Consider the following 24,116-nt stretch of genomic DNA (forward strand, 5'->3'; position numbering starts at 1 on the left):
CTTCGCTCTGATTGGGGAATGGCTTACCTAATAGTCGATGGCCCGGCTCGCGGACTACGACTTCATCGGTCCAGACCTGAGCGGCGTTGTTGAAGATGCCGCCCGAAGAAGATTTGACGATTTCTTCCAGGGTCTTGCCTTCGAACTCGGTGCCTGGCACCAGGTTGTTCAGGTTCACGACGTAGGTGTTGTGGTGCTTGTCGTGGTGGTATTCCAGAGTTTCCTTGGAAATGTGCGGCTGCAGGGCATCGTGTGCGTAGGGCAGCGGCGGCAATTCGAAAGCCATGATGATTCTCCTAATCAGGTCAGTTGCGGTGAGCGCAAGGCCGATCACGGGCGGCCAGACAAGCGCCGGGGAGTTTGTACTCTTTGCGGCGCATCGAACCGGATCATAGCACCGGGGGTGCGGCATAACCACGCAACAACTGTGTGGAATAGAGGTTCCAGAGCCTTTTGGAATAATCAGGCCGAGGTGATTAGTTGAATCGCTACGGTGAACATCATCACCGCCACCAGCAGGTCGAGAATCCGCCAGGTACTCGGTCGCGCCAGCCACGGCGCCAGCCATGCCGCGCCCAGCGCTAACGTAAAGAACCACAATAAAGAAGCACTCGCCGCGCCCACCACATAGGCGCCCGGTTCGGTTTGTTGCGCGCCGAGGGAGCCGATCAGCAACACGGTATCCAGGTAAACGTGGGGGTTGAGCAGTGTCACCGCCAAAGCACTGAGCATCACTGCCCGCAGCGAGCGCACGGTCTGATTTTCGCCTTGGTGCAAACCCTGTTTCGAGAACGCCCGGCGCAACGCCTGGCTGCCGTACCAAATCAGGAACACTGCGCCGCCCCAACGCGCCACCGCCAGCAGGGTCGGATTGTGCGCGAGCACCGTTGCCAGACCGAACACACCCGCGGCGACCAGCAGCGCATCGCAAACGACGCATAGCGCCGCCACCGGCAGGTGATGTTCACGGCGCAGACTTTGCGCCAGCACAAAGGCATTCTGAGTCCCGATCGCCATGATCAGCCCGGCAGCCACCAACAGGCCGTTTACATAGCTTTGCCACATGACGTTCTACTCCGCGTTGGCTGCCAGATCCCGCAACACCTGCATGGCGCGATCAGCATCGGCCTGACCGACGAATAAATGATCGTGGTAGTAACCGGCGATCACGTTGCAACTGATGCCGGCCTTGCCCAGGGCGCTGGCGAAAGCGGCGGTCAGGCCGACGGCTTCCAGGGCCGAATGTACGTTCAAGGTGATCCACGCAGCGACGTAGTCAAAGTTGAAACCCGCCTGTTCGGCGTGGGACCGTTCGAGAATCACCGTCAAGCCTTCCTGCTCGCGAAAGCTGCCGACGATCTCCAGGCCTGCCGGCAGCGTGCCGTCGCGCAGGGTGCAGAACACGTACTCGCCAGGGTTGAGCTGCGGGCTCATGCTGCGCAGCAGGGTTGCCAATGACGTTTCGCCAGCCATGTCGGTGTTCCTTGATCAAAGTGCTTGGGTGCTTGTCGGGCATTCTCCGCTGCTAACCTGTATAAGAAAAACCAATCATGCTGATCGCTCATTAGGAAAACTGATGTTCGACTATAAATTGCTGTCCGCTTTGGCCGCCGTGGTCGAACAAGCCGGGTTCGAACGCGCCGCGCAGGTATTGGGTTTGTCGCAATCGGCGATTTCCCAGCGCATCAAACTGCTGGAGGCACGGGTCGGCCAGCCGGTGTTGGTGCGAGTCACGCCACCGGCGCCCACGGAAATCGGCCGCCGCTTGCTCAACCATGTGCAACAGGTGCGCTTGCTCGAACGCGACTTGCAAACCCTGGTGCCGGCGCTGGACGAAGAAGGCCTGCCCGAACGCCTGCGCATCGCCCTCAATGCCGACAGCCTCGCCACCTGGTGGGCCGGGGCCGTCGGGGATTTTTGCGCCGAGCAGCATCTGCTGCTGGATCTGGTGGTCGAAGACCAAACCGTTGGCCTCAAACGCATGCGCGCCGGCGAAGTGGCGGCGTGTGTGTGCGCCAGCGAACGCCCGGTGGCCGGCGCGCGCAGCGTGTTGCTCGGCGCGATGCGTTATCGGGCGTTGGCCAGCCCAGCGTTTATTACGCGGCATTTCCCTGCAGGCGTTCGCGCCGATCAATTGTCGAACACCCCGGCACTGGTGTTCGGCCCGGACGATTTCCTGCAGCATCGCTACCTGGCGTCACTCGGCGTCGACGGCGGTTTCGAACACCATTTATGCCCATCCTCCGAAGGCTTCATCCGCCTGACCGAGGCGGGTCTCGGCTGGGGCCTGGTGCCGGAATTGCAGGTGCGCGAGCAACTGGAGCGCGGTGTGTTGGTGGAGCTTTTGCCAGATAAGCCCATCGATGTGCCGCTGTACTGGCATCATTGGCGCAATGGCGGTCAGCTTCTGGGGTTGTTGACCGATCAATTGGTGCGTTCGTCGAAGCAATGGCTGGTGCCGTTGGACTGACGGGCAGCGTCAAGACTCACGCATTAGGCAAAACGAAAGACATCGGAGCTCTACATGAAAATTCTGGTCACCGGCGCAAGCGGCTTCATTGGCGGACGCTTTGCGCGTTTTGCCCTGGAGCAAGGCCTGGACGTGCGGGTCAACGGTCGCCGGGCGGAAAGCGTCGAACATCTGGTGCGCCGTGGCGCCGAGTTCATTCAAGGCGACTTGAGCGACCCGGAACTGGCGCGCGAGCTGTGTGCCGACGTCGAAGCAGTGGTGCATTGCGCGGGTGCGGTCGGTGTGTGGGGGCGCTATCAGGACTTTCATCAAGGCAACGTGCAAGTCACCGAAAACGTGGTCGAGGCCTGTCTGAAGCAGCGCGTTCGGCGGCTGGTGCATCTGTCGTCGCCGTCGATCTACTTCGATGGCCGCGATCACCTCGGCTTGACCGAGGAGCAGGTGCCCAAGCGCTTCAAGCATCATTACGCCGCGACCAAATTCCTTGCCGAGCAAAAGGTCTTCGGCGCACAGGAATTCGGTCTGGAAACCCTGGCCCTGCGCCCGCGCTTCGTGACGGGCGCTGGCGACATGAGCATCTTCCCGCGACTGCTGAAGATGCAGCGCAAAGGGCGCTTGGCCATTGTCGGCAACGGCCTGAACAAGGTCGACTTCACCAGCGTGCAAAACCTCAATGAAGCCTTGCTCAGCAGTTTGCTGGCCAGTGGCTCGGCGCTGGGCAAGGCCTACAACATCAGCAATGGCGCGCCGGTGCCGTTGTGGGATGTGGTCAATTACGTGATGCGCAAGATGGAAGTCCCACAGGTCACGCGTTACCGTTCCTACGGCTTGGCCTACAGCGTCGCGGCGCTCAACGAAGGCGTGTGCAAACTCTGGCCGGGCCGGCCGGAGCCAACGCTGTTGCGCCTGGGCATGCAGGTGATGAACAAAGATTTCACTTTGGACATCAGCCGCGCACGGCATTATCTGGACTACGATCCGAAGGTCAGTCTCTGGACCGCGCTCGACGAGTTCTGTGGCTGGTGGAAAGCCCAGGATATTCGCTGACGTTCCGCCGGCCAGCCTGCCGGCAATGAACCGAGTCCAGGGATCAGGGTCAATCGGTGCGGCAGTGAGGTTTATACTCGCCGCATAAAGCCATCACCGTTTCACAAAGGTTGACTCAATGTCCATGCGTAACGATGCCAACGACGACTTCGACGATGTACCGAGCCTGCGTGCCGACAGCCTCGACGATGACGATTTCCCGACCACCACCCGCACCACCGTGCATTCGCGTCCGGTGCCGGTGGTCAAGGTCAAAAGCCCGAGCATCGGCCCGTTGTGGGCGTTGGTCGGCGCATTGTTTTTTGCCTTCGCCGGCCTTGCCTGGTGGAGTTTTCAGCAGATTTCGCTGATGGAACAGCAACTGGTCGCCACCCAGGAAAGCTTCGCGCGTATCAGCGAGGAAGCGGCAGGGCGCTTGCAGGACATTTCCGGCAAGGTGGTCGCCAGTCAGTCCAACGTCAGCAGCGACAGCGAAGCGCTGAAACAGCAGATCAAAGACCTGGAAACCAAACTTCAGGACCAGAGCCAGCAACAGCAAGGCGTGGCCGGTCAGACCTCGGACCTGGACAAGCGTCTGGCGCAGATGACCGCACAAACCACCGATCTGGACAAACGCCTGGCGCAAGTCGCCGCGCAGAATACTGAATACCAGAGCGCCAATACTCAGTTGCAGGCGCAGGTGAAAACCTTGAGCACCGAACTGGCTGCGCTGAAAAGTGCGCCGGACGACAGCACTAAATTCGACGCCCAGCTCAAGAGCCTCGGCGCCGATATTGCGGCGCTGAAGAAACAAGGCAACCCGAGTGCCGCGATCGAGCGCCTTGAGCAAGACATGATCGTGCTCAAAAGCGAGCAGGAAAACCGCCCGGCAGCCGCCCAAGGCAACACCAATACCGCTGAATTCGACGCCTTCCGCGGCCTCGTCACCCGCAACATCAACACCCTGCAAGCGCAGATCCAGCACCTGCAACAGCAAATCCGCCCCCGAGCCCAATAGCCCGTTTGCTGGACCCTGTGGCGAGGGGGCTTGCCCCCGTTCGGCTGCGCAGCAGTCGTAAACGAGGCACCGCGATTTAACTGAAGAACTGCGGTGAATGGTTTTCTGGCGTCTTCGCCACCCAACGGGGGCAAGCCCCCTCGCCACAAAACAATGATTTGTCGCAATGGTCTGTGGCTTCCTGAATATTCGTACATATCGCCAAGCCGTCTACGCTCTTGAAACACCGACAAGAACGAGGGATGCGCGATGGGGGTTTTGTACAAGCTGGCTTGGCTGGGCGGGGTGTTGTTGCTGTGCATGGGGCAGGCTCATGCGGCCACGGCGCAAAAGGATGACAGCGAGGCGGCCAAGGCGCTGCTGGAAAAAGCCTTGGCCTACTACCACGACAATGGCGACAAGGCCTTCGCGGCGTTCAGTCGTCAGGGCGAGTTTGTCGACAAGGATCGTTACGTGTTCGTGGTCGACACCAAAGGCGTGATGCTCGCCAGCGGCGGCCCGTCTTCAGCGCTGATCGGCCGGGATGTCACCGAAACCCTGGGGCCGGATTTGCAAAAAGCGTTCAAGGATGCTTTGAAAGTGCCGGAAGGCAACGGCATTCAACAGGCCGATTACCGCTGGCAGAATTGGGCCGACGGCAAAGTCGAGCGCAAGCATGTCTTCTATCAGCGTGTCGGGCAGCGGATTCTGGCGGTGGGCTATTACCTGCCACGGGCGTCGGCGGAACAGGCCATGGCCTTGCTGAACAAAGCCGCGACGGATCTGGCCAAGGACGAGAAGGGCACGCTGACAGCCATCAATTCGCTCAAGGGCGGTTATTTGCAGGATGACCTGTATGTGTTCGTGGTCGACCTGGACACCCAGCGTTACGTCGCCCACGGTACCAACCTGCGGCTGATCAATACCGACTTCAGCAAGATCAAGGACCCGGATGGCAAACCGGTGGGCGAGCCGATCCTGGCGTTGATTGCCAAGCAGGATTACGGCGAATACGAATACAGCTGGAAAAACCCGGTGACCGAAAAGGTCGAGAAGAAGCATGCCTACCTGAAAAAGGTCGGGCACTTTCTGGTGGCGGTCGGGTATTACAGCCCTTGAATCTGCGGTGCCGGAAAGGCGATCCGACGAATGCAGGCGACTCGGTTTTTCTACCGAACCTTGTCCTCACGCCCACGCAACACTCGATTGGGCATCGCAATCGCCGCCGCCAGCCCCAGCAACGACACCGCCGCGCTGACCATCAGCAAATCCCGGAACGTCAGCAGCAGCTCCGCGCGCAGGGCGTTTTGCGCATCCCCCGGCGCCGCGTTCAAACCGTCCAGCAACACATTGCCGGAACTGCCCTCGGCAATCATCGACGACCCGGCCAGATGGGCAAAACTTGAATGCTGCAACAACGCCAGCAGCAACGCCGACATCAGCGCCACACCCACCGCGCCGCCCAGCGAGCGAAACAGGTTGGTGGTGCTGGTGGCCACGCCGATGTCGCGTTGTTCCACCGAGTTCTGCGTCCCGACCAACGACGTCGGGAACTGCATGCCGCTGGCGATCCCGCTGAACAGCATGAACAGGCTGCTGAGCAGCATCGCCTGGGGCGGGCTGAACGCCATGCCGAGAATCGAAACCGGCATCAGCAAGGCACCGGTCAGGATCATCGGTTTGTAGCGGCCGGTGACTGAAGTCCGGCGTCCGGCAAAGTAAGCGCCAATCGGCAAACCCATGGCCAGCGGCAACAGATGCAGCGCGGCACTGTCGGCCCCGGCGCCGGTGACGCTCTGAAAGCGCAGCGGCATCAGCACAATCAGCGAAATGGCCTGAAAACTGGTGAAGAAAATCGTGCACCAGCACAGGATCGCGGCGCGGTTGGCGAATAAGTGCATCGGCAGCAACGGCTCCCGCGCCCGACGTTCATGCCAGACGAACAACGCCAGCACCACCACCGCACACGCCAACAGCCCCAGCACTTCGGTGCTGCGCCACGAATGACCCTGGCCAACCTGAGTGATGCCCAGCAGCAAGGCGGTCAGCCCGATGATCATCAACACGGTGCCGAGGTAATCGATGACCGGTTTGCGTTGCGGTATCGGCAACCCCACCAAGGTGCGATTGGCCACCAGCCAGGCACCGAGGCCCAACGGCAGGTTGATCAAAAACACCCAGCGCCAGGACAGGTATTCGGTCATGTAGCCGCCGAGCACCGGGCCGGCGACGCTGGCCACGGCGTACATGCTGCTGAAATAACCCTGGTAACGACCGCGTTCGCGGGGCGGCACGATGTCGCCGATGATCGCCTGGCTCACCGAAATCATCCCGCCCGCGCCGATGCCCTGGATGATCCGCGCCAGCACCAGTTGCTCCATGCTCTGGGCCATGCCGCAAAACAGCGAGGCCAGGGTAAACAGGCCCATGCCGAACAGCATCAACTTGCGGCGCCCGTACAAGTCGCCGAGTTTGCCGTAGATCGGCACCGCCACGGTCATCGCCACCATGTAGCCGGAAATCACCCAGGCCAACAGGTTGACGTCCTTGAACTGAGCGGAAATGGCCGGCATCGATACGGCCACGATGGTCTGGTCCAGCGCGCCGAGAAAGATCGCCAGCATCAGGGCGATCAACACGCTGCGAATGGCTGGTTTGGGCGTTTCAGGCTGGTTGAGATTGGTCACGGTAAACCTGCGGGCAGTGATTGACCCGCACGGAGCAAGGCGAGCGGGAATGCTCGCCAGTGTAAGTCGATAGCAAGCTATTCGATAGCCTCGTATGGAAGCCCGACGTAATTTTCTGCAATGGTTTTTCGACCCGCCTCGGAGTGGACGAAGTAGTTCAGCTCCGACTCGCTGATGCGCTGGCTGAACGCATCGTGATCGTCAAAACGATGCAGCATCGAGGTCATCCACCAGGAAAAACGCTCGGCTTTCCACACCCGACGCAGGCAGATTTCGGAGTATTTCTCCAGCAAATCCCGGCGTTCTTCGCGGTACACCTTCAGCAGGATATTGAACAAGGTGCTGACGTCGCTGGCGGCCAGGTTCAGGCCCTTGGCGCCAGTGGGCGGGACGATGTGCGCGGCGTCGCCGACCAGGAACATTCGCCCGTATTGCATCGGTTCCACCACAAAACTGCGCAACGGCGCGATGCTTTTTTCGATGGACGGGCCGGTGACCAGCGACTCGGCCAACGCGGTGGGCAGGCGCGATTTGAGTTCATCCCAGAAGCGCTGATCAGGCCAATCCTCAACGTTTTCATCCGCCGGCACCTGAAGGTAATACCGCGTGCGCGTGGCCGAACGCATGCTGCACAGGGCAAAGCCGCGCTCGTGGCGGGCGTAGACCAGTTCTTCGTGAACCGGTGGTGTGTCGGCGAGAATGCCCAGCCAGCCGAACGGGTAGACCCGCTCGAAAATCTTCAGGCAGTCGGCAGGAATCGACTGCCGCGCCACGCCATGGAAACCGTCGCACCCGGCGATGTAGTCGCAATCGAGGCGACAGGTCTCGCCGTCCTTGTCGAAGGTGATGAACGTTTCTGCGCTTTTCATGCCGTGGGGCACGACGTTGCGCGCTTGATAAATCGTCGGCGCGCCGGCCTCCCGACGAGCGGCCATGAGGTCTCGCGTGACTTCGGTCTGACCGTAGATCATCACGGTTTTGCCGTCGGTCAGGGCTTGTAAGTCGATGTGCACCTGACGCCCGTCCAGGGCCAGTTCGAAACCGCCATGCACCAAGCCTTCGGCGTCCATGCGCCGACCCACGCCGGCCTGGCGCAGCAGCTCTACCATGCCTTGTTCAAGCACACCGGCACGGATTCGGCCGAGTACATAGTCCGGGGTCTGGCGTTCAAGAAGGAGGGTGTCGATCCCGGCGTTGTGCAGCAATTGGCCGAGCAGTAGACCGGAGGGACCGGCGCCAATGATGGCGATTTGGGTTTTCAGCATTTTCATTGTTTTTATCGCTCGCAAGCTCCACGCGACCAGCGTCGGGGAATTATTTTTATGGATCGAGTGCTTGCATTTTTCACTTGCGAGTCTGTCAATTGAAGGGGAAAACTGAGCCGATACCTGTACATTCTGCCAATCGGTGCGATTATCGCCCGCAACCCCGAGGCCTGGATTGAAGTGATGAACAAGCCTGACCTGCCTTCTATTCCGGTGTTCAAGCTCTACGGTGAAAGCCTGGACTGGCCGACCCCCGACTTGCTGCACTGTGAAACCATTTCCAAGCGCAGCCGCGAACACCAATGGGAAATCAAACCCCACCGCCACGCCGATTTGTGCCAGTTACTCTTCGTTTTCAAAGGTCAGGCAGAGCTTGAAATCGAAGGTAAAGGCACGCAAATGACCGAGCCGACGATGCTGGTGCTGCCGCCGTTATCGGTGCACGGCTATCGTTTTTCCGAGGACGTCGAAGGGTTCGTCGTGACCCTCGCCGCGCCGCTGGTCGCCCATCTTCAAGCGCAGCTGGGCCATTCGGTGAGCGCACTGGCCCAGGCTGAAAGTTACCCGTCGGGCCAGGACAGCGAATACCTCAACAGCCTGTTTTGCGCGCTGCAAAACGAATACACCGGTCACCAGCCCGCACGCGAAATGCTCATGCATTCGCTGGTCAGCGTGATTATGGTCTGGGTCAGTCGTCAGGTGATGTCGCGCCGCGCCGCCCATCAGCGTCCGCAACGGGCCCGGGAATACCTCAACGGTTTTATTCAATTGGTGGAAGAGACTTACCGCCAGCACGTCAAGGTTGAGGACCTGGCGCATCGGCTGGGGATTTCCGTGTCGCACCTCAACGGCACGTGCCGTGAACTGGCGGGGCAACCGGCATTGCAGATCATGCATGAGCGGCAATTGCTGGAGGCCAAGCGGTTGCTGACCTACACCAGCATGACCATTTACGAAATGTCTGACGTGTTGGGGTTTTCCGATCCGACCAACTTCACACGCCTGTTCCGGCGCCGGGTGGGCATTTCACCCAAGGCATTCCGTGACCGGTTGAAGGCCGATCAGGACAACGAGGCCTGATCCCCTTCGTCACCGAAGGGCGTTGAGGGTCGCGTTGTGCGGGATACAGCGCTCGAAGTTACAGCTCGCGAATTCACGGGGCAGGTTGCGCAACTGCTCGACGCGCCAGGCGGCAGTGCCGTACAGCGCCAGCGTCGCCGCGCAGGTGATGAAAATAGCGAGGTATCTTCTTGTTTTGATGTTCATGGCGTTGACCTCTGAACGAATACCCTTGGGTATATCTTTCAGCATAGGTCAGCGTGGGTGAGTTGCCAGTTGCGCGGCCGGCGTATGTACCCCGACATTCAGCACGCTGATAAACCCCTGTGGGAGCGGGCTTGCTCGCGAAGGCGGTGGCTCAGCCACATCGATTTCGACTGGCGCTCCGCTTTCGTCGGAACGCCGCCCGGAGCAAGCCCGCTCCCACCGTGGATTGGGATTACAGGCCGATATCCCACGCCGGCTCCTGCGGAAACCTGAGCACCAGAAAATCCAGCAGGCTGCGCAGCGCCGTCGGCATGTGCTTGCGTGAGGCATACACCGCGTAGATGTTCATCTGCCGTGGTTCGGCGTGGGGCAGCAGGCGGATCAGCTCACCGCTGTGGATATGCACACCCGCCTGATAGCTCGGCAGCATCGCCACCCCCGCTCCGGCAAGGGTGACGCGCAACAGCGTGCTGGCCTCGTTGGCGCAAAGGTTGCCCTGCACCGGCACGGATACCGGCTCACCGTCCTCCTCGAAATGCCAGAGGCTTTTGCCGAAATAGGAATGGGTCAGGCAGTTGTGGCGCGACAGGTCCTCCACCCGAAGCGGCGCCGGGTGCTCCAGCAGGTAGGCGGGGGTGGCGCAAATCACCGAGCGGCAGACGGTCAACCGCCGGGCGATGAGGTTCGGGTCCAGGTCATTGCTGGTACGAATCGCCAGGTCGATGCGTTCGTCGACCAGGTTCACCGTGCGGTCAAGCATCTGCAGGTCGATGCTGACGCCGGGGTAGCGCTTGACGTAAGCGGCCATCGCGTCCGCCAGTTGCGCCTGGCCAAATGAGGTGCTGACGCTGATCCGCAGCAGGCCGCGCGGCGCGTCGTCCGGTTCGCTGACCGCCGCTTGCATGTCGGCGGACAAATCGAGCATCTGTCGGCAGCGGGGCAGCATCTCGGTGCCGGCGGCGGTCAGGCTCAATTTGCGCGTGGTGCGGTGCATCAATCGCGCGCCCACCCAGTCCTCCAGCTCTGCCAGGTAACGCGACACCACGGGGCGTGACAGCTCCAGATGATCGGCAGCGGCCGACTGGCTGCCAAGGTCGACCACCGAGACAAATACGCGCATTGCTTGAAGACGATCCATGATTTGCCCACTTTTAGAAACAAACTATGTTCAAGCATGGCATTTTTTGTATCGAGTCAGGCAACTAAGCTCTGTTCCCTCGCCGACCACGGCAATGGACAACGGAGCAACACATGATCGGCTTCACCACATTCAAACGTCTTTTACTGGCCACTGCCACCCTCGGTTTCGCGGCCCACGCGGCGGCTTCGAGCCTGACGCTGGACGTTTACAACCCCGGCGACAAGGCGATTTTCCCGGTGACCTCGGTGCTGGTCAGCGGCGAGAAAGATGCGATTCTGGTCGACGCGCAATTTGGCAAATCCCAGGCCGCACAGGTCGTCGAGAAAATCCGCGCCAGCGGCAAGCAACTGACCACCATCTACATCAGTCACGGTGACCCCGATTACTACTTCGGCCTCGACACCCTGACCGCTGCCTTCCCCAACGCCAAAGTGCTGGCCTCGCAGCCGACCGTGGATCACATCAAGCAAACCGTCGACGGCAAACTGGCGTTCTGGGGGCCGAAACTGGGCGCCGACGCCCCGGCCAAAACCATCGTGCCGGATGTGCTCAAGGGCGACAGCCTGATGCTCGAAGGGCAGAAGTTGCAGGTGGTCGGGCTGGACGGCAAGCAACCGGATCGCAGCTTTGTGTGGATTCCGTCGATCAAGGCTGTGGTCGGTGGCGTGGTGGTCGTGGAAAACATCCACGTGTGGATGGCCGATACGCAAACCGCGCAATCCCACGCCGATTGGTTGGCTACGCTGCATTCCATCGAAACCCTGAAACCGAACACTATCGTGCCGGGTCATTACCTCGGTGACAGCGCCCGTTCGCTGGCGGCCGTGCGGTTCACCGCCGATTACATCAAGGCGTTCGACGAAGAAACGGCCAAGGCCAATGACTCCGCGGCACTGATCGCTGCAATGAAAAAACGCTACCCGGCACTGGGCGAGGAAAGCTCGCTGGAACTGAGCGCCAAAGTCGCCAAGGGCGAGATGAAGTGGTAACCCGAATTCCTCACTCCCACTGATCCACACTGGAGAACGTCATGAGCAAGATCGCAATCATCGGTGCCACCGGCCGCGCCGGCCGCCAATTGCTGGAAGAAGCCCTGCGTCGTGGTCACAGCGTCACGGCCATCGCCCGCGATACTTCGAAGATTGGCCAACGCAGCGGTGTGGTCAGCAAAAACCTCGACGTGCTCGATGCCGACGCCTTGCAAGCCGCCGCGGCGGGGCATGACGTGGTCATCAGCGCGACCAATTTCACCACCATTCCAGCCGCTGCGCTGCTGGGGCCGGTGAAAAAGGCCGGGGTCAAACGTTTGCTGGTGGTGGGCGGTGCCGGTTCGCTGCTATTGCCGGACGGCACTCGGGTGATCGACAGCGAGGGCTTCCCCGACGCATACAAAGCCGAGGCGAGTGCCGGTGCGTTGTTTCTGGAAAACCTGCGCAAGGAGACAGAACTGGACTGGACATTCGTGTCGCCGTCGGCGGAGTTCGTCGAGGGTGAGCGCAGCGGTCAATTTCGTCTCGGCAAGGATGATTTGCTAGTGAGTGCGCAAGGTCGCAGCTGGATCACCTTCGCCGATTATGCGATTGCGCTGCTGGATGAAGTGGACGCGCCGAAGCATTCGCGTTCGCGGTTTGCTGTCGGCTACTGAGCCCACTGCCACCCTGTGTGGGAGCGGGCTTGCTCGCGAAGACGGACTTGTTTTCAACAAGGATGTCGACTGGCAGGCCGCCATCGCGAGCAAGCCCGCTCCCACAGTTTGATCGGCGCTCGCGAAGCTTCACCGGCTCTGTGCCTGATCCACCAACCAGCGCAACAATTCCTGCAATTTCGCCGAAGGTGCCGGCTTCTGCGGCAGCACCAGGTAATAGCCCAACCCGGTTTTCACCTTTAATTCAAACGGCATGACCAACCGGCCCGCGCTCAAATCATCGCCAATCAACGACCAGTCGCCGATTGCCACACCGGTCCCCTGGGACGCCATCGACATGGCCAGGTCCAGCGTTTCGAAATGCTGACCCTTGGCAACATTGCTCAAGTGAATATCCGCCGTGGCCAGCCATGCCTTCCAGTCCCGCTCATCGCGGGTCGGATGCAGCAACAGGTGTTGCTCCAGATCGTCCGGGGTCGCCAATGGCACCGGGCCTTCGAGCAGGGGCCGGGAACACACCGGCGTCAGTTGCTCATCGAACAGCCGATGGGAGGCCAACGAGGTGTCCGGCGGCGCGCCATACACCACGGCCGCATCGAACTGCTCGCGATGAAAGTCGACACCGTGTTTGACCGTGGTCGTCAGCTCCACCGGCACGTCCGGGCGCTCTCGTTGCCATTGCAAAAGACGCGGCAGCAACCAGCGCATCACGCAGGTCGGCGCCTTGAGTTGCAGGGTTTCGCGCTTCTCGCCGATCTGCTCCACCGCCTCGTCGATCAAGCCGAAAATCTGTTGCACCCGTGGCAGCCACTCGCGTCCTTCGCTCGTCAGATCGAGGCCGCGAGCCTGGCGGATAAACAGTTCATAACCCAGGTGTTCTTCCAGCCCGGCGATCTGTCGGCTCACGGCGCCTTGGGTGATGTGCAGTTGTTCGGCGGCCCGGGTGAAGTTGCAGCACTGCGCGGTAATCAGAAAAGTGTGCAGCGCCGGCAAGGGAGGCAGTCGTTTCATTGGGATCCAAGGTATGACGTCAGGACATGGCTAGCATGATTTTTTATCCATTGTTGCGGCAACGTGTCGCCCGTTCCAATGAGGCCATCCCTGGACCTGCCGACGCATCATAAACACTGCGCAGGCCCGGCGTCTCAAACGAACAAAAAGGGCAAAGACATGGCGACGTGCGGCGAAGTATTGGTCAAGTTACTCGAGGATTACGGGGTAGAGCAGGTGTTCGGCATTCCCGGCGTGCACACCGTGGAGCTGTATCGCGGCCTGGCCCGTTCGAGCATCAACCACGTCACGCCGCGTCACGAACAGGGCGCCGGGTTCATGGCCGACGGTTATGCGCGCACCAGCGGCAAACCGGGTGTGTGCTTCATCATCACCGGCCCCGGCATGACCAACATCACCACCGCGATGGGCCAGGCTTACGCCGATTCGATCCCGATGCTGGTGATCTCCAGCGTGCAATCGCGCAGCCAGTTGGGCGGTGGTCGCGGCAAGTTGCACGAGCTGCCGAACCAGAGTGCGCTGGTCGGCGGCGTCGCGGCGTTCTCCCACACCCTGATGTCGGCGGCGGAGTTGCCGGGCGTGCTGGCCCGTGCCTTTGCGCTGTTCCAGGCCGGTCGTCCGCGCCCGGTGCACATCGAAATTCCATTGGACGTGTTGGTCGAAGAAGCCGATGACCTGCTGGCCAGTCTGCCGGTGCACATCGACCGCGCCGGTGCCTCGCCGAGCGCCGTCAGCCGCATGACCGCGCTGCTGGCCGGCGCCAGGCGCCCGCTGATCCTGGCCGGTGGCGGCGCCATCGATGCCGCCGCTGAATTGACCGAACTGGCCGAATTGCTGGACGCACCGGTCGCGCTGACCATCAATGCCAAGGGCCTGCTCGAATCCAGCCATCCGCTGTTGATCGGTTCGACCCAAAGCCTGGTCGCCACCCGCGCGTTGGTGGCCGAGGCCGACGTGGTGCTGGCGATCGGCACCGAACTGGCCGAGACCGATTACGACGTGACCTTCGCCGGCGGTTTCGAGATTCCCGGTGTGCTGCTGCGTGTCGACATCGACCCCGATCAGACCGTGCGCAACTACCCGCCCAAAGTCGCGCTGGTGGCCGACTCGCGCCACGCCGCGCAAGCCTTGCTCGACGCACTGTCCCACCACTCGCTGGCCGAGCGCCGCAACGATTGGGGGCAAGTGCGCGCCGCGCGTCTGCGTGAAGAGCTCGCGGCCACCTGGGATGCGCCGACGCTCGCGCAAACCCGATTCCTGGAAACCGTGCTGCATGAATTGCCGAACGCGGTGTTTGTCGGCGATTCGACCCAACCGGTGTACACCGGCAACCTGACCTTCAACCCGGAGCGCCCGCGTCGCTGGTTCAACTCGTCCACCGGTTACGGCACCCTCGGCTATGCCTTGCCCGCCGCGATTGGCGCCTGGCTTGGCGGTGCGGTTGAAGGGGGTGCACGGGCGCCGGTGGTGTGCCTGATCGGCGATGGCGGCCTGCAATTCACCTTGCCGGAACTGGCCAGCGCCGTTGAAGCGCGCACCCCGGTGATCGTCCTGCTGTGGAATAACCAGGGCTACGAAGAGATTAAAAAGTACATGGTCAACCGCGCCATCGAACCCGTCGGCGTGGACATCTATACCCCGGATTTCATCGGCGTCGCCAAGGCACTCGGCTGTGCGGCCGAAGCGGTCAACGACGTCGACGCCCTGCGTGCCGCGTTGCGCGCGGCCAGTGACCGCCAGGGGCCGACGTTGATTGAAATCGATCAGGCCGCGTGGATGAAGGCGGTGTCGCAATGAGCTTCCCTACGACATTGGATGGCCTGTACATCAACGGCCAATGGGCGGCCGGCAACGAACACCTGCGGGTGATCAACCCGGCGACCGAAGCCTTGTTGACCACGGTCAACGGCGGCGATGCCGCTGCCGTCGATCAGGCGGTGAGCGCGGCGACGCGGGCCTTCAAAGACTGGTCGAACACCACCGGCGCCGAGCGCGGTGCGATCCTGCGCAAAATCGCTGCCGGCGTGCAGGCCGGTCGCGAGCAGTTGATGACATTGCAGTCGAGCAACAACGGCAAGCCGCTGTTCGAAGCGGCCATCGACGTCGATGACGTGATCGCCACGTTCGAGTATTACGCCGCGCTGGCCGAAGGCCTCGACGCCCGACAGGACAGCAACGTCGAGTTGCCGAGCGATGATTTCAGCGCGCGCTTGCGCCGTGAACCGTGCGGTGTGGTCGGCCTGATCGTGCCGTGGAATTTCCCGATGGTCACCACGGCCTGGAAACTCGCGCCAGCGCTGGCGGCCGGTTGCTGTGTGGTGCTCAAACCCTCCGAAGTCACGCCGTTGCCCGAGCTGGAACTGGCCGCGATCATCGCTGAGGCCGGATTGCCCGACGGTGTCTTCAACCTGGTCTGCGGCACGGGGCTGGCGGTGGGTGCGCCGATGGCGGCTGACCCGCGCATCGCCAAGATTTCCTTCACCGGCAGCAATGCGATCGGCGTGCAAGTCATGCAACGCGCGGCGGAAACCGTCAAAGGCGTGAGCCTGGAACTGGGCGGCAAATCCTCGCTGCTGGTGCTTGCAGACGCTGACCTGGAACTGGCGGTGGAAGTGGCCTGCGGCGGTGGTTTCTTCAACGCCGGACAGATGTGTTCCGCCACCAGCCGCGTACTGATCGCCGATGAACTGGCCGATGAATTCTTGCTGCGCCTCAAGGCCCGCGCCGAAGCGATTCGTGTGGCCGACCCGTTCGACCCCGAGGTTGAAATGGGGGCACTGGTCAATCAGGCGCAATACCAGCGCGTGCTCGGCCACATCGACCGCGGTTTGAGCATCGGCGCCAAGCTGATTTGCGGTGGCAATCGCCCGGCAGCCTTGTCGCGCGGATATTTTTTGCAGCCGACGGTTTTCACCGACGTGCCCCTCGACAGTGCGTTGTGGTGTGAAGAGATTTTCGGCCCGGTGCTCTGTGTGCGCAGTTTTGCCACTGAGGACGAGGCGATTGCCCTGGCCAACGACAGCCAGTTCGGACTGGTGGCCAGTGTGGTCACGCGCAATGCCGAGGCCGCGGATCGGGTCGCCAACGCGTTGCAGGCGGGGCTGGTGTGGATCAACGCGCCGCAAGTGATCTTCCCGCAGACCGCGTGGGGCGGCTACAAACAGAGCAGCCTGGGTCGCGAACTGGGGCCGTGGGGTTTGCAGGCGTTCCAGGAAATCAAACACGTGATCCGGGCCGTCTGATTGCCCGAAAAAGGTCAGCGCATGCCTCTTCACAAGGCATGCGCTGACGTCATGGCTTCAATGAGTTTTTATCGATAGTCAGCTGTTTTACACGACCTCAGGATGAACTCACTGGCTCAGCCAAGCCCCCGAAAATACGAGGGATAAGACTGATCCGGCCGCGCGGATGCAACAGTTTCGACCTGCCTTATACCTACAAAAACAAAGGGAGTCCGTAATGGGCGAGCATGATCTGAACAGACGTCAATTCATCAAAACCGTAGGCGTAGCCTCGGTCGCCGCGGCGGCCATGAGCATGCCGTTCATCAAGGCCAACGCCAGCGACACGCGCTTTCAAGGCAAGACCTTGCGCTTGCTGACCTGGTCGGATGACACCGGCCTCGCCGCATTGCGCAACATCGCCGCGACCTTCGAGGACAAGTACGGGGTCAAGGTCATCGCTGACCGCACCGGCAGCACCTCGGAAATGGTCGCCAAACTCAAGGCCGGTGGGGATCGTCCGCAGTACGACATCATCACCCTGGCTGGCGTCGGCGCCGAAGGTCTGGCGTCTGCCGGGCTACTGGAAAAACCCGACCTCAACCGCATTCCGAATCTGCTCGACGTGCCGGAAAAATACCGCACCGGCGCCAACGGTCATGGCATCGGTTACCTGCTGTGGTGCAACAGCCTGGTCTACAGCACCCGCACCATCATGGAAGCGCCGGACAGTTACGCCGCGCTGTGGGACGCCGAACTGTCGCCGAACATCTTCCTGCCGCCGCCGAACTGGACCGAGGCCATGGACCTGATCATCATCGCCGCCAAACTGGCCGGCGGTGACGAACACAACATTGAGCCGGGCTTCAAGAAACTCGCCGAGCTGAAAGATCGCGTGGTCACCCTGGGTGAAAACCCGAACCAGATCGCCGAGCTGTTCCGCACCGGTTCGCTGGACATGGGCGGCCTGTATGCACCGGCCTTCTTCCCGAAACAGATCCGCGATCCGGCGTACGGCCTCGGCGCGACGTTCGGCATGAAAGAAGGTTTCTACACCGACCTGATGCTCTCGGTGATGCCGAAAAATCGTCCGGGCGATACCGAGCTGGCCTACGCCTTCATCAACCACTCCCTGGACCCGCTGGTGCAGGGCAAGATGGCCGAAGACATCTACAACGGCCCGGTCAATGCCAAGGCAATCATCTCCGCCGAGGCGCGCAAGAGTCCGTACATCCTCACGCCGGAGCAGATTGCCGAGAAGGCGATCATGCACGACAACGCCTTCCTGGCCACCGTGCATGACCAATGGATTCGTCGCTACACGGAAATCTTTTCTTCCTGATCGAGTGGCGAACACCGGTCTTGCGCACACCGCAAATCCAATGTGGGAGCGGGCTGTTGTGGTGAGGGGGCTTTGTGGTGACGGGGGCTTTGAGGTGAAGGCGCTTTTGAGGTCGGGGGCGTTGAGGTGAAGGGAGCGTTGAGGTGAGGGGGCTTTTGAGGTGACGGGGGCGTTGAAGTGAGGGGCTTTTGTGGCGAGGGGGCTTGCCCCCGTTGGGACGCGGAGCGGCCCTGAAACCTGTCATTGCGGTGCATCAGGTGAACCGCGATGGAGGGTTCACGACTGCTCCGCAGCCGAACGGGGGCAAGCCCCCTCGCCACAAAAGCTCCCTCACCTCAACGCCCCCCTCACCACAAAGCCCCTCACCACAAAAGCGTTTTCACCACGAAGCGCCCTCACCACAACGGCTTGCTTCCACAGGGTTCACGGTGGTTTCGAGGCGTGTGTTTGCCAGCTGCTTTCCATTGACGAGATCTTTGCTATGGAACATCAACAACCTTTGACTCATCCGGTCGCCGCCGCGCCAGCGCGGGCAAGCCGGGGCGTGTCGCCGACCGCGCGCGCCTGGTTTTTTCTTTCGCCCTCGATGCTGTTCCTGGGCGTGCTGATCGCCGCCAGCCTGTTGGTCCTGCGCATGAGCGTGGGCACCAAAGGCGCGGAATGGACCGGGTTCAGCCTGGCCAGTTACGCGCAATTGCTGGAGCCGTATTACCTAAAATCCTTGCTGCTGACCTTGCGCCTGGCGCTGATCAGCGCGGTGATCGCCGTGGTGCTGGCGATTCCGGTGGCGTACACCATGTCGCGCCTGACCTCGCCGTTCGTGCGCCGGATCTTCCTCGCCGCCGTGCTGCTGCCGTTGCTGGTCAACCTGCTGCTGCAAAGTTACGGCTGGCTGGTGATTCTCGGCCCCGGCGGCATGCTCAATCAGGCGCTGATGGGGCTGGGCCTGATCAAGCGCCCGATCATGCTGCTCTACAACCAGAACGGCGTGTTGATGGGCCTGGTGCAAACCGCGTTTCCGCTGGCCGTGCTGCCGATTGCCAGCGCCATGCGCGGCGTCGCTCGCACCTACGAAGAAGCCGCCGCGACCCTCGGCGCCAGTCGCTTGCAGGTGTTTCGCCAAGTGGTGTTGCCGATGAGCATGCCGGGGATCATCACCGGCGCGACGTTGGTGTTTGCCTACAACGCCAGCAGTTTCGTGGTGCCGTTGCTGCTCGGTGGCCGGCGCGTGCCGATGCTGGCGGTGATGGTGCATGACCAGATCGCGCCGCTGATGAACTGGCCCGCCGCATCCGCCGCCGGTGTGGTGCTGATCGTCACCACGCTGGCGATCATGACTTTGTCCGAATTCATCACTGGCCGCCGTCGGCGCATGCTGGAGGCTTCGCAATGAGCACCCTGACCAAGAAGCGTCATTCGCTGTTGCCGGGCGATACCGGCAAGTTCGCCGGCATCCTCTCGGGTTTCATTCTGCTGCTGGCGGTGTTGCCGATCCTGACCATGATCGTCATGTCGTTCAGCGGCGCGTCGAACCTCGACTTCCCGCCGAGCAGCTACAGCCTGCAATGGTACAAGGCCGCCTGGCACACCTTCGTCTCGCCTGATTCCAGTGATGTGCTGAGCCTGGGCAAAGCCATGACCACCAGCCTGATGGTGGCGTGCCTGACCATGGTTTTCGCGACGCTTATCGCAGTGCCCGCTGCGTATGCGCTGACCCGTTGCGAGTTCCGCGGCAAAGCCGTGGCGATGCAATTGATGTCGCTGCCGCTGGTGTTTCCGATGGTGGTGTTGGGGCTGGCGTTGCTGCTGGTGTTCGACAGCCTGCCGTTCCAGATGACCACCTCGCGGCTGGTGATCGCGCACGTGATCCTCGCGCTGCCGTTCGTGGTCAAGAACTGCACCGCCGCCATGCTTTCCATCGGCAGCGAAGTCGAAGAGGCCGCGCAAATGCTCGGCGCGTCGCCGACCCGGGCGATTGTCGATGTGGTGGTGCCGTTGATGAAGTCGGGGATTCTCGCGGGGATGCTGCTGGCGTTCATCGTGTCGTTCAACGAGTTCACCGTGACCTACTTCCTCTACACCATCGACGTCATGACCGTGCCGATCTGGATGTACAGCCGCACCGTGTCATCGCTCGACCCTACCGTTTTCTCGTTTGCCGTGCTGATCGTGCTGATCGACTTCGTCCTGATCTGGGCGCTGGAGAAGCTGGTCGGTGAAGGTGGCGTTTCGTTCTGATTCTTGAGGTGATTTATGTCTGGTCTGATTCTGGAAAACGTCGAGAAACATTACGGCTCGGCCTGCGCGGTAAAGGATGTAAACCTGCATTTGCCCGAGGGCAAACTGGTGTGTTTTCTCGGCCCGTCGGGCTGCGGCAAAACCACACTGCTACGGATGATCGCCGGGCTCGAAACCCTGACCGGTGGCGAAATTCGCCTGGACGGCGAGGACATCGGCAACACCCCCGCACATCTGCGTAACTTCGGCATGGTGTTCCAGTCGCTGGCGCTGTTTCCGCACATGACGGTGGGGGAGAACATCGCTTACCCGCTGAAACTGCGCGGGGTCAGCAAGGCGGACCAGCAGGCGCGGGTGGTGGAGTTGCTGGAACTGATTCAATTGAAGGAAATGATTGATCGCCCGGTGGCCAAGCTTTCCGGTGGTCAACGCCAGCGGGTGGCGATTGCGCGGGCGATCGCTTCGCGGCCGAAGATCCTGTTGCTGGACGAGCCGCTGTCGGCGCTGGACGCCAAGTTGCGTGAATCGATGCAGGTGGAAATCCGTCAACTGCAACAGCGCCTGAACATCACCACCATCCTGGTAACCCACGATCAGCGCGAGGCGATGACCATGGCCGATATCGTTGTCGTGCTCGGCGAACATCGGGTGCAGCAAGTGGGCACGCCGATTGAAATCTACCGGCACCCGGCCAATGAATTTGTCGCGGACTTTATCGGTTCGGGCAACATCTTCCCGGCCACGGCGCTGGGTAACGGCAAGGTCGGGCTGCCGGGCGGTGATGCGCTGGAAGTGCCGATTTGCAGCAGCATTGTGGTCGGGGAGAAAGTGAAGATGCTGATCCGCCCGGAGGATTTGCAACTGTCGCACCCCCAGGCAACGGCGGGGAACCGGCTGCTGGGCAAGGTCACGTTCGTGCGCGATATCGGCGCGACGATTGAAACCACGGTGGAGTGTTCCGGGGTTTCGTTTACCGCGTTGAGCACGCCGTGCCAGGGGTTCGGGTTGAGCATTGGCAACCCCGTTTCGGTGACCTTGCCGGCGGAGGCGTGTCGGGTACTGAGCGCCTGACCTTTGGCATTGGGTTGTCTTGGCTGGCCTCTTCGTGAGCAAGCCCGCTCCCACAGGGTCAGGTGTACGCCGATCCAATGTGGGAGCGGGCTTGCTCGCGAAGGCGTCAGTAGCCGCACCGCCGAATCCGGATCAAACCATCAACCGCAACCGCGCCAGATCCCGCAACGGCGGCGCCCCGAACAACCGGCTGTATTCGCGGCTGAATTGCGAAGGGCTTTCATACCCGACCCGATACCCGGCCGCCGACGCCTCCAGCCCCTCCGCCAGCATCAACCGCCGCGCTTCCTGCAACCGCAACTGCTTCTGATATTGCAGTGGGCTCATTGCCGTCATCGCCTTGAAGCGGTGATGCAGCGTCGACACGCTCAGGTTCACTTCCTTGGCCAGATCATCGATGCGCAGCGGCTGTTCATAGTTGCCGTTCAGCCATTTGATCGCCTGGCTGATGCGATGGCTCTGGCTGTTGGCAATCGCAATCTCATACAACCGATGGCCCTGCGGGCTGCGCAACAACCGATACAGAATCTCCCGGCGAATCAGCGGCGCGAGCATGGCGATGTCTTTCGGCGTATCGAGCAGACGCGCCAGGCGCAACACCGCGTCAAGCATCGCGCTGTCGATCCGTTCGACATACAACCCACGCCTGGCCGGCCGGGTCGGCACGCCCAGCGGACCGGCGTCGGCAATCAGCGCGGTGATTTCCGCCGGATCGATGTCCAGCCGCACGGCGAGGATCGGCTCCTCGGAGGTGACATTCACCACCCGACCGCTCAACGGCATCGAGACCGAGACCACCAGGTAGTTCAGCGGGTCGTAATTGAAGTATTCATCGGCCAGGCGCACCTCCTTGCGGCCCTGCGCCATGATGCACAACGCCGGTTGCGCGAGCACCGGGGCAAAGTCGTGGGACTGGCCGTGGCGCGACATGAACAGCGAACCGACGGCGGTGGCATAAGTGCCATCGTCCGTGGTGTTGCGACGGATGATAGCGGCCAGTTCCGCGCGCTGTTTTTCCATGTCGGCATCCAGCGGGGCTTGAAAGTGATCGAGTGACGACATGCAAGGCATCCTCGGTGGGGCATTGATAATGAGCCGAGCTTAAGTTTGTGCAAGCGCACGCGGTAGACACATCCTGCCTCATGCTTGCCTGATTCTGCATGGGGCGGTTTAACGGTGCGTCTATGTTGCGGCCATCCGGAGCAAACTTGCTTGAAAGCGTTGTTTCATTGGCTTGAGCGGATTTACAGCAGGTTAACGATTGTTTTAGACGCCGCGCAGGATTGTGCAACACGCCGGCAGGAATCGACTAACCGCACCGGCACCGGCGCGCTTAACCTTTGATCCTGTCGCAGCCCGTCCCACGGCTGCCACTCGAGTACCTGGGAGGGTTGAACATGTCTACGCAGATTCCCGTCAGTCATATGGCGTTTGTCCGTGCCCGCGCCGGGCGTTCGGCGGAACTCGGGGTGCGCCTGAGCGCGCTGATCGAACCGTCACGCAGCGCGCCGGGCTGCCTGAGCTTTTCCCTGCAACACTCGCAATGCGATCCCGAGTTGTGGCTGGTGTCCGGTTTCTGGACCCATCAGCAAGCCATGACTGCTTACTTCAGCACCCCGGCCATGGGGGTTTTTGCCGAGCTGGTGCAGGAACTGGTGGTCAACAGCCTGGATTTCCATACCTTCAAGGACGTTTCAGCCGCCCAGGCGCTGGGACAGTCGCAGTCGTGGGTACACAAAATGGCGGGTTGAGGGTTTAATGGCCCCACTCTCAATCAGCCAGGATGCGCGACATGGCACGTAAAGCCTTTGATCATTTCGAAGCTGTTTCCGCTGTAGTACCCGGCGACGGCGGTTACCACGCCGCGATTGCCGTTAAAGCCATCGGCGGCACCGGCGCGCCGCGTTTTCACAAAGTGCTTGAAGATCAGATTTTCAAGACCGCGAACGAGGCCGATCTGGCCGCAGCCAAAGAGCTGACCCGCCTCAAAGACGTCAAAGAAGACGCCGATCTGCTCTGGTAATCACTTCACCGCCCCCGGGCGGAACATCTTGAACAAGGCCTCTGGCCCCAGCTGAAAATAATCCGCCGGGCCGCCGCCGCGCAGAATCGGTTCTGCCGCGGCGGTGTCGTACACCCCGTCCTTCAACAGCCACTTGGCGATATGCACGGCGACCACTTCGCCGAGAATCAGCCAGCTCGGCACTACGTTCCCGTCTGCGCGCTGCAACTGAATGATCTGCGTGACCTTGCACTCGAACGACACCGGGCTTTCGGCGACGCGCGGCACCTGAATGATTTTCGAGGCGACGGGCGTCAACCCGGACAATTCGAACTCGTTGACCTCAGGCCCGACCATCGCGCAACTCTGGTTCATTTGCTCGGCCAGCGGGCGCGTGGCCAGGTTCCAGGCGAACTCGCCGGTCTGCTCGATGTTGTTCAGGCTGTCTTTGCGCCCGATGCTGGAAAAACCAATGATCGGCGGAATGTAGTTGAAGGCGTTGAAGAAGCTGTACGGCGCCAGGTTCAGGCGCCCATTGCCATCCTGCGAGGAAATCCAGCCAATCGGACGCGGGCCGACGATGGCATTGAATGGATCGTGGGGCAGGCCGTGGCCGTTGGCGGGTTCGTAGAAGTGGATGTCGTCGGGCATGTTCATATTCCTGGGCTTGTCGCGGATGGGCTCATAGTGCTGGGACGAACGCATTATTTCCAGCGACGCTCCCACGGAGTTTT

Annotated in this window: 24 protein-coding genes and 1 pseudogene; 15 read left to right on the forward strand and 10 right to left on the reverse strand. The window is 61.4% G+C overall.

Annotation, left to right across the window (positions count from 1 at the left end; translation table 11 throughout):
* From ACQKP4_RS20550 to ACQKP4_RS20560, 3 genes and pseudogenes are all read right to left on the reverse strand, one after another.
* Nucleotides 1-286: pseudogene (locus ACQKP4_RS20550) on the reverse strand (hypothetical protein); the annotation flags it as partial.
* 176 nt (nt 287-462) lie between these two features.
* On the reverse strand, nt 463-1,065 hold the full coding sequence (locus ACQKP4_RS20555) for a LysE/ArgO family amino acid transporter (RefSeq protein ID WP_427635459.1): 603 nt from the start codon (nt 1,063-1,065) through the stop codon (nt 463-465).
* 6 nt (nt 1,066-1,071) lie between these two features.
* Nucleotides 1,072-1,473, reverse strand: coding sequence for an ACT domain-containing protein (locus ACQKP4_RS20560; protein WP_427635460.1), 402 nt, complete (start codon nt 1,471-1,473; stop codon nt 1,072-1,074).
* 103 nt (nt 1,474-1,576) lie between these two features.
* Between ACQKP4_RS20560 and ACQKP4_RS20565 the strand changes: the two genes are divergently transcribed.
* From ACQKP4_RS20565 to ACQKP4_RS20580, 4 genes are all read left to right on the forward strand, one after another.
* Complete coding sequence (locus tag ACQKP4_RS20565; RefSeq protein WP_427635461.1) at nt 1,577-2,470, forward strand: LysR family transcriptional regulator ArgP; 894 nt, start codon at nt 1,577-1,579, stop codon at nt 2,468-2,470.
* Between the two features lie 54 nt (nt 2,471-2,524).
* Entirely contained in the window at nt 2,525-3,517 is a 993-nt protein-coding gene (locus ACQKP4_RS20570) for an NAD-dependent epimerase/dehydratase family protein (RefSeq protein ID WP_427635462.1), read from the forward strand.
* A 118-nt stretch (nt 3,518-3,635) separates the two neighbouring features.
* On the forward strand, nt 3,636-4,514 hold the full coding sequence (locus ACQKP4_RS20575; protein ID WP_427635463.1) for an ATPase: 879 nt from the start codon (nt 3,636-3,638) through the stop codon (nt 4,512-4,514).
* A gap of 249 nt (nt 4,515-4,763) precedes the next feature.
* Entirely contained in the window at nt 4,764-5,612 is an 849-nt protein-coding gene (locus tag ACQKP4_RS20580; RefSeq protein ID WP_427635464.1) for a cache domain-containing protein, read from the forward strand.
* A 50-nt stretch (nt 5,613-5,662) separates the two neighbouring features.
* Here ACQKP4_RS20580 and ACQKP4_RS20585 read toward each other — a convergent pair whose 3' ends face one another.
* Together ACQKP4_RS20585 and pobA are read right to left on the reverse strand one after the other, a co-directional pair.
* Nucleotides 5,663-7,180 (reverse strand): MDR family MFS transporter, encoded by a 1,518-nt coding sequence (locus ACQKP4_RS20585; RefSeq protein WP_427635465.1) that lies wholly within the window; start codon nt 7,178-7,180, stop codon nt 5,663-5,665.
* A 77-nt stretch (nt 7,181-7,257) separates the two neighbouring features.
* Complete coding sequence (gene pobA, locus ACQKP4_RS20590) at nt 7,258-8,451, reverse strand: 4-hydroxybenzoate 3-monooxygenase (protein ID WP_427635466.1); 1,194 nt, start codon at nt 8,449-8,451, stop codon at nt 7,258-7,260.
* Nucleotides 8,452-8,628: 177 nt separating this feature from the next.
* Between pobA and ACQKP4_RS20595 the strand changes: the two genes are divergently transcribed.
* Nucleotides 8,629-9,525, forward strand: a complete 897-nt coding sequence (locus ACQKP4_RS20595; protein WP_427635467.1) for a helix-turn-helix domain-containing protein — start codon at nt 8,629-8,631, stop codon at nt 9,523-9,525.
* A gap of 9 nt (nt 9,526-9,534) precedes the next feature.
* Here ACQKP4_RS20595 and ACQKP4_RS20600 read toward each other — a convergent pair whose 3' ends face one another.
* Together ACQKP4_RS20600 and ACQKP4_RS20605 are read right to left on the reverse strand one after the other, a co-directional pair.
* Complete coding sequence (locus tag ACQKP4_RS20600; RefSeq protein WP_427635486.1) at nt 9,535-9,756, reverse strand: hypothetical protein; 222 nt, start codon at nt 9,754-9,756, stop codon at nt 9,535-9,537.
* A 187-nt stretch (nt 9,757-9,943) separates the two neighbouring features.
* Complete coding sequence (locus ACQKP4_RS20605; protein WP_427635468.1) at nt 9,944-10,849, reverse strand: LysR family transcriptional regulator; 906 nt, start codon at nt 10,847-10,849, stop codon at nt 9,944-9,946.
* 113 nt (nt 10,850-10,962) lie between these two features.
* Between ACQKP4_RS20605 and ACQKP4_RS20610 the strand changes: the two genes are divergently transcribed.
* Entirely contained in the window at nt 10,963-11,841 is an 879-nt protein-coding gene (locus tag ACQKP4_RS20610; RefSeq protein ID WP_427635469.1) for an MBL fold metallo-hydrolase, read from the forward strand.
* A gap of 41 nt (nt 11,842-11,882) precedes the next feature.
* Nucleotides 11,883-12,497 (forward strand): NAD(P)-dependent oxidoreductase, encoded by a 615-nt coding sequence (locus tag ACQKP4_RS20615; protein WP_427635470.1) that lies wholly within the window; start codon nt 11,883-11,885, stop codon nt 12,495-12,497.
* A gap of 129 nt (nt 12,498-12,626) precedes the next feature.
* On the opposite strand, the gene ACQKP4_RS20620 is transcribed toward ACQKP4_RS20615, so the two are convergent.
* Entirely contained in the window at nt 12,627-13,508 is an 882-nt protein-coding gene (locus ACQKP4_RS20620; protein ID WP_427635471.1) for a LysR substrate-binding domain-containing protein, read from the reverse strand.
* Nucleotides 13,509-13,667: 159 nt separating this feature from the next.
* On the opposite strand from ACQKP4_RS20620, the gene ACQKP4_RS20625 reads away from it, so the two are divergent.
* The 6 genes from ACQKP4_RS20625 to ACQKP4_RS20650 all read left to right on the forward strand — a co-directional run bounded on the left by ACQKP4_RS20625 (nt 13,668) and on the right by ACQKP4_RS20650 (nt 21,380).
* Nucleotides 13,668-15,305 carry a 5-guanidino-2-oxopentanoate decarboxylase gene (locus ACQKP4_RS20625; RefSeq protein WP_427635472.1) on the forward strand — a complete coding sequence of 546 codons (1,638 nt, stop codon included), beginning with the start codon at nt 13,668-13,670 and terminating at the stop codon, nt 15,303-15,305.
* Entirely contained in the window at nt 15,302-16,750 is a 1,449-nt protein-coding gene (locus ACQKP4_RS20630; protein ID WP_427635473.1) for an aldehyde dehydrogenase family protein, read from the forward strand. Before ACQKP4_RS20625 ends, ACQKP4_RS20630 begins: the two co-directional genes overlap by 4 nt.
* A 217-nt stretch (nt 16,751-16,967) precedes the next feature.
* Nucleotides 16,968-18,071 (forward strand): extracellular solute-binding protein, encoded by a 1,104-nt coding sequence (locus ACQKP4_RS20635; protein ID WP_427635474.1) that lies wholly within the window; start codon nt 16,968-16,970, stop codon nt 18,069-18,071.
* A gap of 481 nt (nt 18,072-18,552) precedes the next feature.
* Nucleotides 18,553-19,464: an ABC transporter permease gene (locus ACQKP4_RS20640; protein ID WP_427635475.1), complete on the forward strand. Its 912-nt coding sequence runs from the start codon at nt 18,553-18,555 to the stop codon at nt 19,462-19,464.
* Nucleotides 19,461-20,309, forward strand: coding sequence for an ABC transporter permease (locus ACQKP4_RS20645; RefSeq protein ID WP_427635476.1), 849 nt, complete (start codon nt 19,461-19,463; stop codon nt 20,307-20,309). The genes ACQKP4_RS20640 and ACQKP4_RS20645 overlap by 4 nt, the downstream gene beginning before the upstream one ends.
* Before the next feature lie 15 nt (nt 20,310-20,324).
* A complete protein-coding gene (locus tag ACQKP4_RS20650; protein ID WP_427635477.1) occupies nt 20,325-21,380 on the forward strand; it encodes an ABC transporter ATP-binding protein in 1,056 nt (351 codons plus the stop codon).
* Nucleotides 21,381-21,512: 132 nt separating this feature from the next.
* Here the strand turns inward: ACQKP4_RS20650 and ACQKP4_RS20655 are convergent, their stop codons facing one another.
* The gene (locus ACQKP4_RS20655) at nt 21,513-22,442 is read right to left on the reverse strand and encodes an AraC family transcriptional regulator (protein ID WP_427635478.1); all 930 of its coding nucleotides are present in this window, start codon (nt 22,440-22,442) and stop codon (nt 21,513-21,515) included.
* A gap of 335 nt (nt 22,443-22,777) precedes the next feature.
* Between ACQKP4_RS20655 and ACQKP4_RS20660 the strand changes: the two genes are divergently transcribed.
* Nucleotides 22,778-23,131, forward strand: coding sequence for an antibiotic biosynthesis monooxygenase family protein (locus tag ACQKP4_RS20660; protein WP_427635479.1), 354 nt, complete (start codon nt 22,778-22,780; stop codon nt 23,129-23,131).
* Nucleotides 23,132-23,172: 41 nt separating this feature from the next.
* Nucleotides 23,173-23,403, forward strand: a complete 231-nt coding sequence (locus ACQKP4_RS20665; protein WP_427635480.1) for a hypothetical protein — start codon at nt 23,173-23,175, stop codon at nt 23,401-23,403.
* On the opposite strand, the gene ACQKP4_RS20670 is transcribed toward ACQKP4_RS20665, so the two are convergent.
* Nucleotides 23,404-24,033 (reverse strand): flavin reductase family protein, encoded by a 630-nt coding sequence (locus tag ACQKP4_RS20670; RefSeq protein ID WP_427635481.1) that lies wholly within the window; start codon nt 24,031-24,033, stop codon nt 23,404-23,406.
* Nucleotides 24,034-24,116: the final 83 nt, after the last annotated feature.

Source organism: Pseudomonas sp. NPDC086278, from assembly GCF_050280905.1.
Taxonomy (GTDB): domain Bacteria; phylum Pseudomonadota; class Gammaproteobacteria; order Pseudomonadales; family Pseudomonadaceae; genus Aquipseudomonas.

Excerpts from the sequence above, each read along its gene's own strand:
- ACQKP4_RS20595 (WP_427635467.1), top strand. The coding sequence starts at position 8,629 with ATGAACAAGCCTGACCTGCCTTCTATTCCGGTGTTCAAGCTCTACGGT.
- ACQKP4_RS20605 (WP_427635468.1), bottom strand. The coding sequence starts at position 10,849 with ATGGATCGTCTTCAAGCAATGCGCGTATTTGTCTCGGTGGTCGACCTT.
- ACQKP4_RS20625 (WP_427635472.1), top strand. The coding sequence starts at position 13,668 with ATGGCGACGTGCGGCGAAGTATTGGTCAAGTTACTCGAGGATTACGGG.
- ACQKP4_RS20565 (WP_427635461.1), top strand. The coding sequence starts at position 1,577 with ATGTTCGACTATAAATTGCTGTCCGCTTTGGCCGCCGTGGTCGAACAA.
- ACQKP4_RS20615 (WP_427635470.1), top strand. The coding sequence starts at position 11,883 with ATGAGCAAGATCGCAATCATCGGTGCCACCGGCCGCGCCGGCCGCCAA.
- ACQKP4_RS20560 (WP_427635460.1), bottom strand. The coding sequence starts at position 1,473 with ATGGCTGGCGAAACGTCATTGGCAACCCTGCTGCGCAGCATGAGCCCG.
- ACQKP4_RS20555 (WP_427635459.1), bottom strand. The coding sequence starts at position 1,065 with ATGTGGCAAAGCTATGTAAACGGCCTGTTGGTGGCTGCCGGGCTGATC.
- ACQKP4_RS20630 (WP_427635473.1), top strand. The coding sequence starts at position 15,302 with ATGAGCTTCCCTACGACATTGGATGGCCTGTACATCAACGGCCAATGG.
- ACQKP4_RS20655 (WP_427635478.1), bottom strand. The coding sequence starts at position 22,442 with ATGTCGTCACTCGATCACTTTCAAGCCCCGCTGGATGCCGACATGGAA.
- ACQKP4_RS20635 (WP_427635474.1), top strand. The coding sequence starts at position 16,968 with ATGGGCGAGCATGATCTGAACAGACGTCAATTCATCAAAACCGTAGGC.
- ACQKP4_RS20670 (WP_427635481.1), bottom strand. The coding sequence starts at position 24,033 with ATGCCCGACGACATCCACTTCTACGAACCCGCCAACGGCCACGGCCTG.
- ACQKP4_RS20575 (WP_427635463.1), top strand. The coding sequence starts at position 3,636 with ATGTCCATGCGTAACGATGCCAACGACGACTTCGACGATGTACCGAGC.
- ACQKP4_RS20660 (WP_427635479.1), top strand. The coding sequence starts at position 22,778 with ATGTCTACGCAGATTCCCGTCAGTCATATGGCGTTTGTCCGTGCCCGC.
- ACQKP4_RS20650 (WP_427635477.1), top strand. The coding sequence starts at position 20,325 with ATGTCTGGTCTGATTCTGGAAAACGTCGAGAAACATTACGGCTCGGCC.
- ACQKP4_RS20645 (WP_427635476.1), top strand. The coding sequence starts at position 19,461 with ATGAGCACCCTGACCAAGAAGCGTCATTCGCTGTTGCCGGGCGATACC.
- ACQKP4_RS20580 (WP_427635464.1), top strand. The coding sequence starts at position 4,764 with ATGGGGGTTTTGTACAAGCTGGCTTGGCTGGGCGGGGTGTTGTTGCTG.
- ACQKP4_RS20600 (WP_427635486.1), bottom strand. The coding sequence starts at position 9,756 with ATGCTGAAAGATATACCCAAGGGTATTCGTTCAGAGGTCAACGCCATG.
- ACQKP4_RS20620 (WP_427635471.1), bottom strand. The coding sequence starts at position 13,508 with ATGAAACGACTGCCTCCCTTGCCGGCGCTGCACACTTTTCTGATTACC.
- ACQKP4_RS20640 (WP_427635475.1), top strand. The coding sequence starts at position 18,553 with ATGGAACATCAACAACCTTTGACTCATCCGGTCGCCGCCGCGCCAGCG.
- ACQKP4_RS20665 (WP_427635480.1), top strand. The coding sequence starts at position 23,173 with ATGGCACGTAAAGCCTTTGATCATTTCGAAGCTGTTTCCGCTGTAGTA.
- pobA (WP_427635466.1), bottom strand. The coding sequence starts at position 8,451 with ATGAAAATGCTGAAAACCCAAATCGCCATCATTGGCGCCGGTCCCTCC.
- ACQKP4_RS20570 (WP_427635462.1), top strand. The coding sequence starts at position 2,525 with ATGAAAATTCTGGTCACCGGCGCAAGCGGCTTCATTGGCGGACGCTTT.
- ACQKP4_RS20610 (WP_427635469.1), top strand. The coding sequence starts at position 10,963 with ATGATCGGCTTCACCACATTCAAACGTCTTTTACTGGCCACTGCCACC.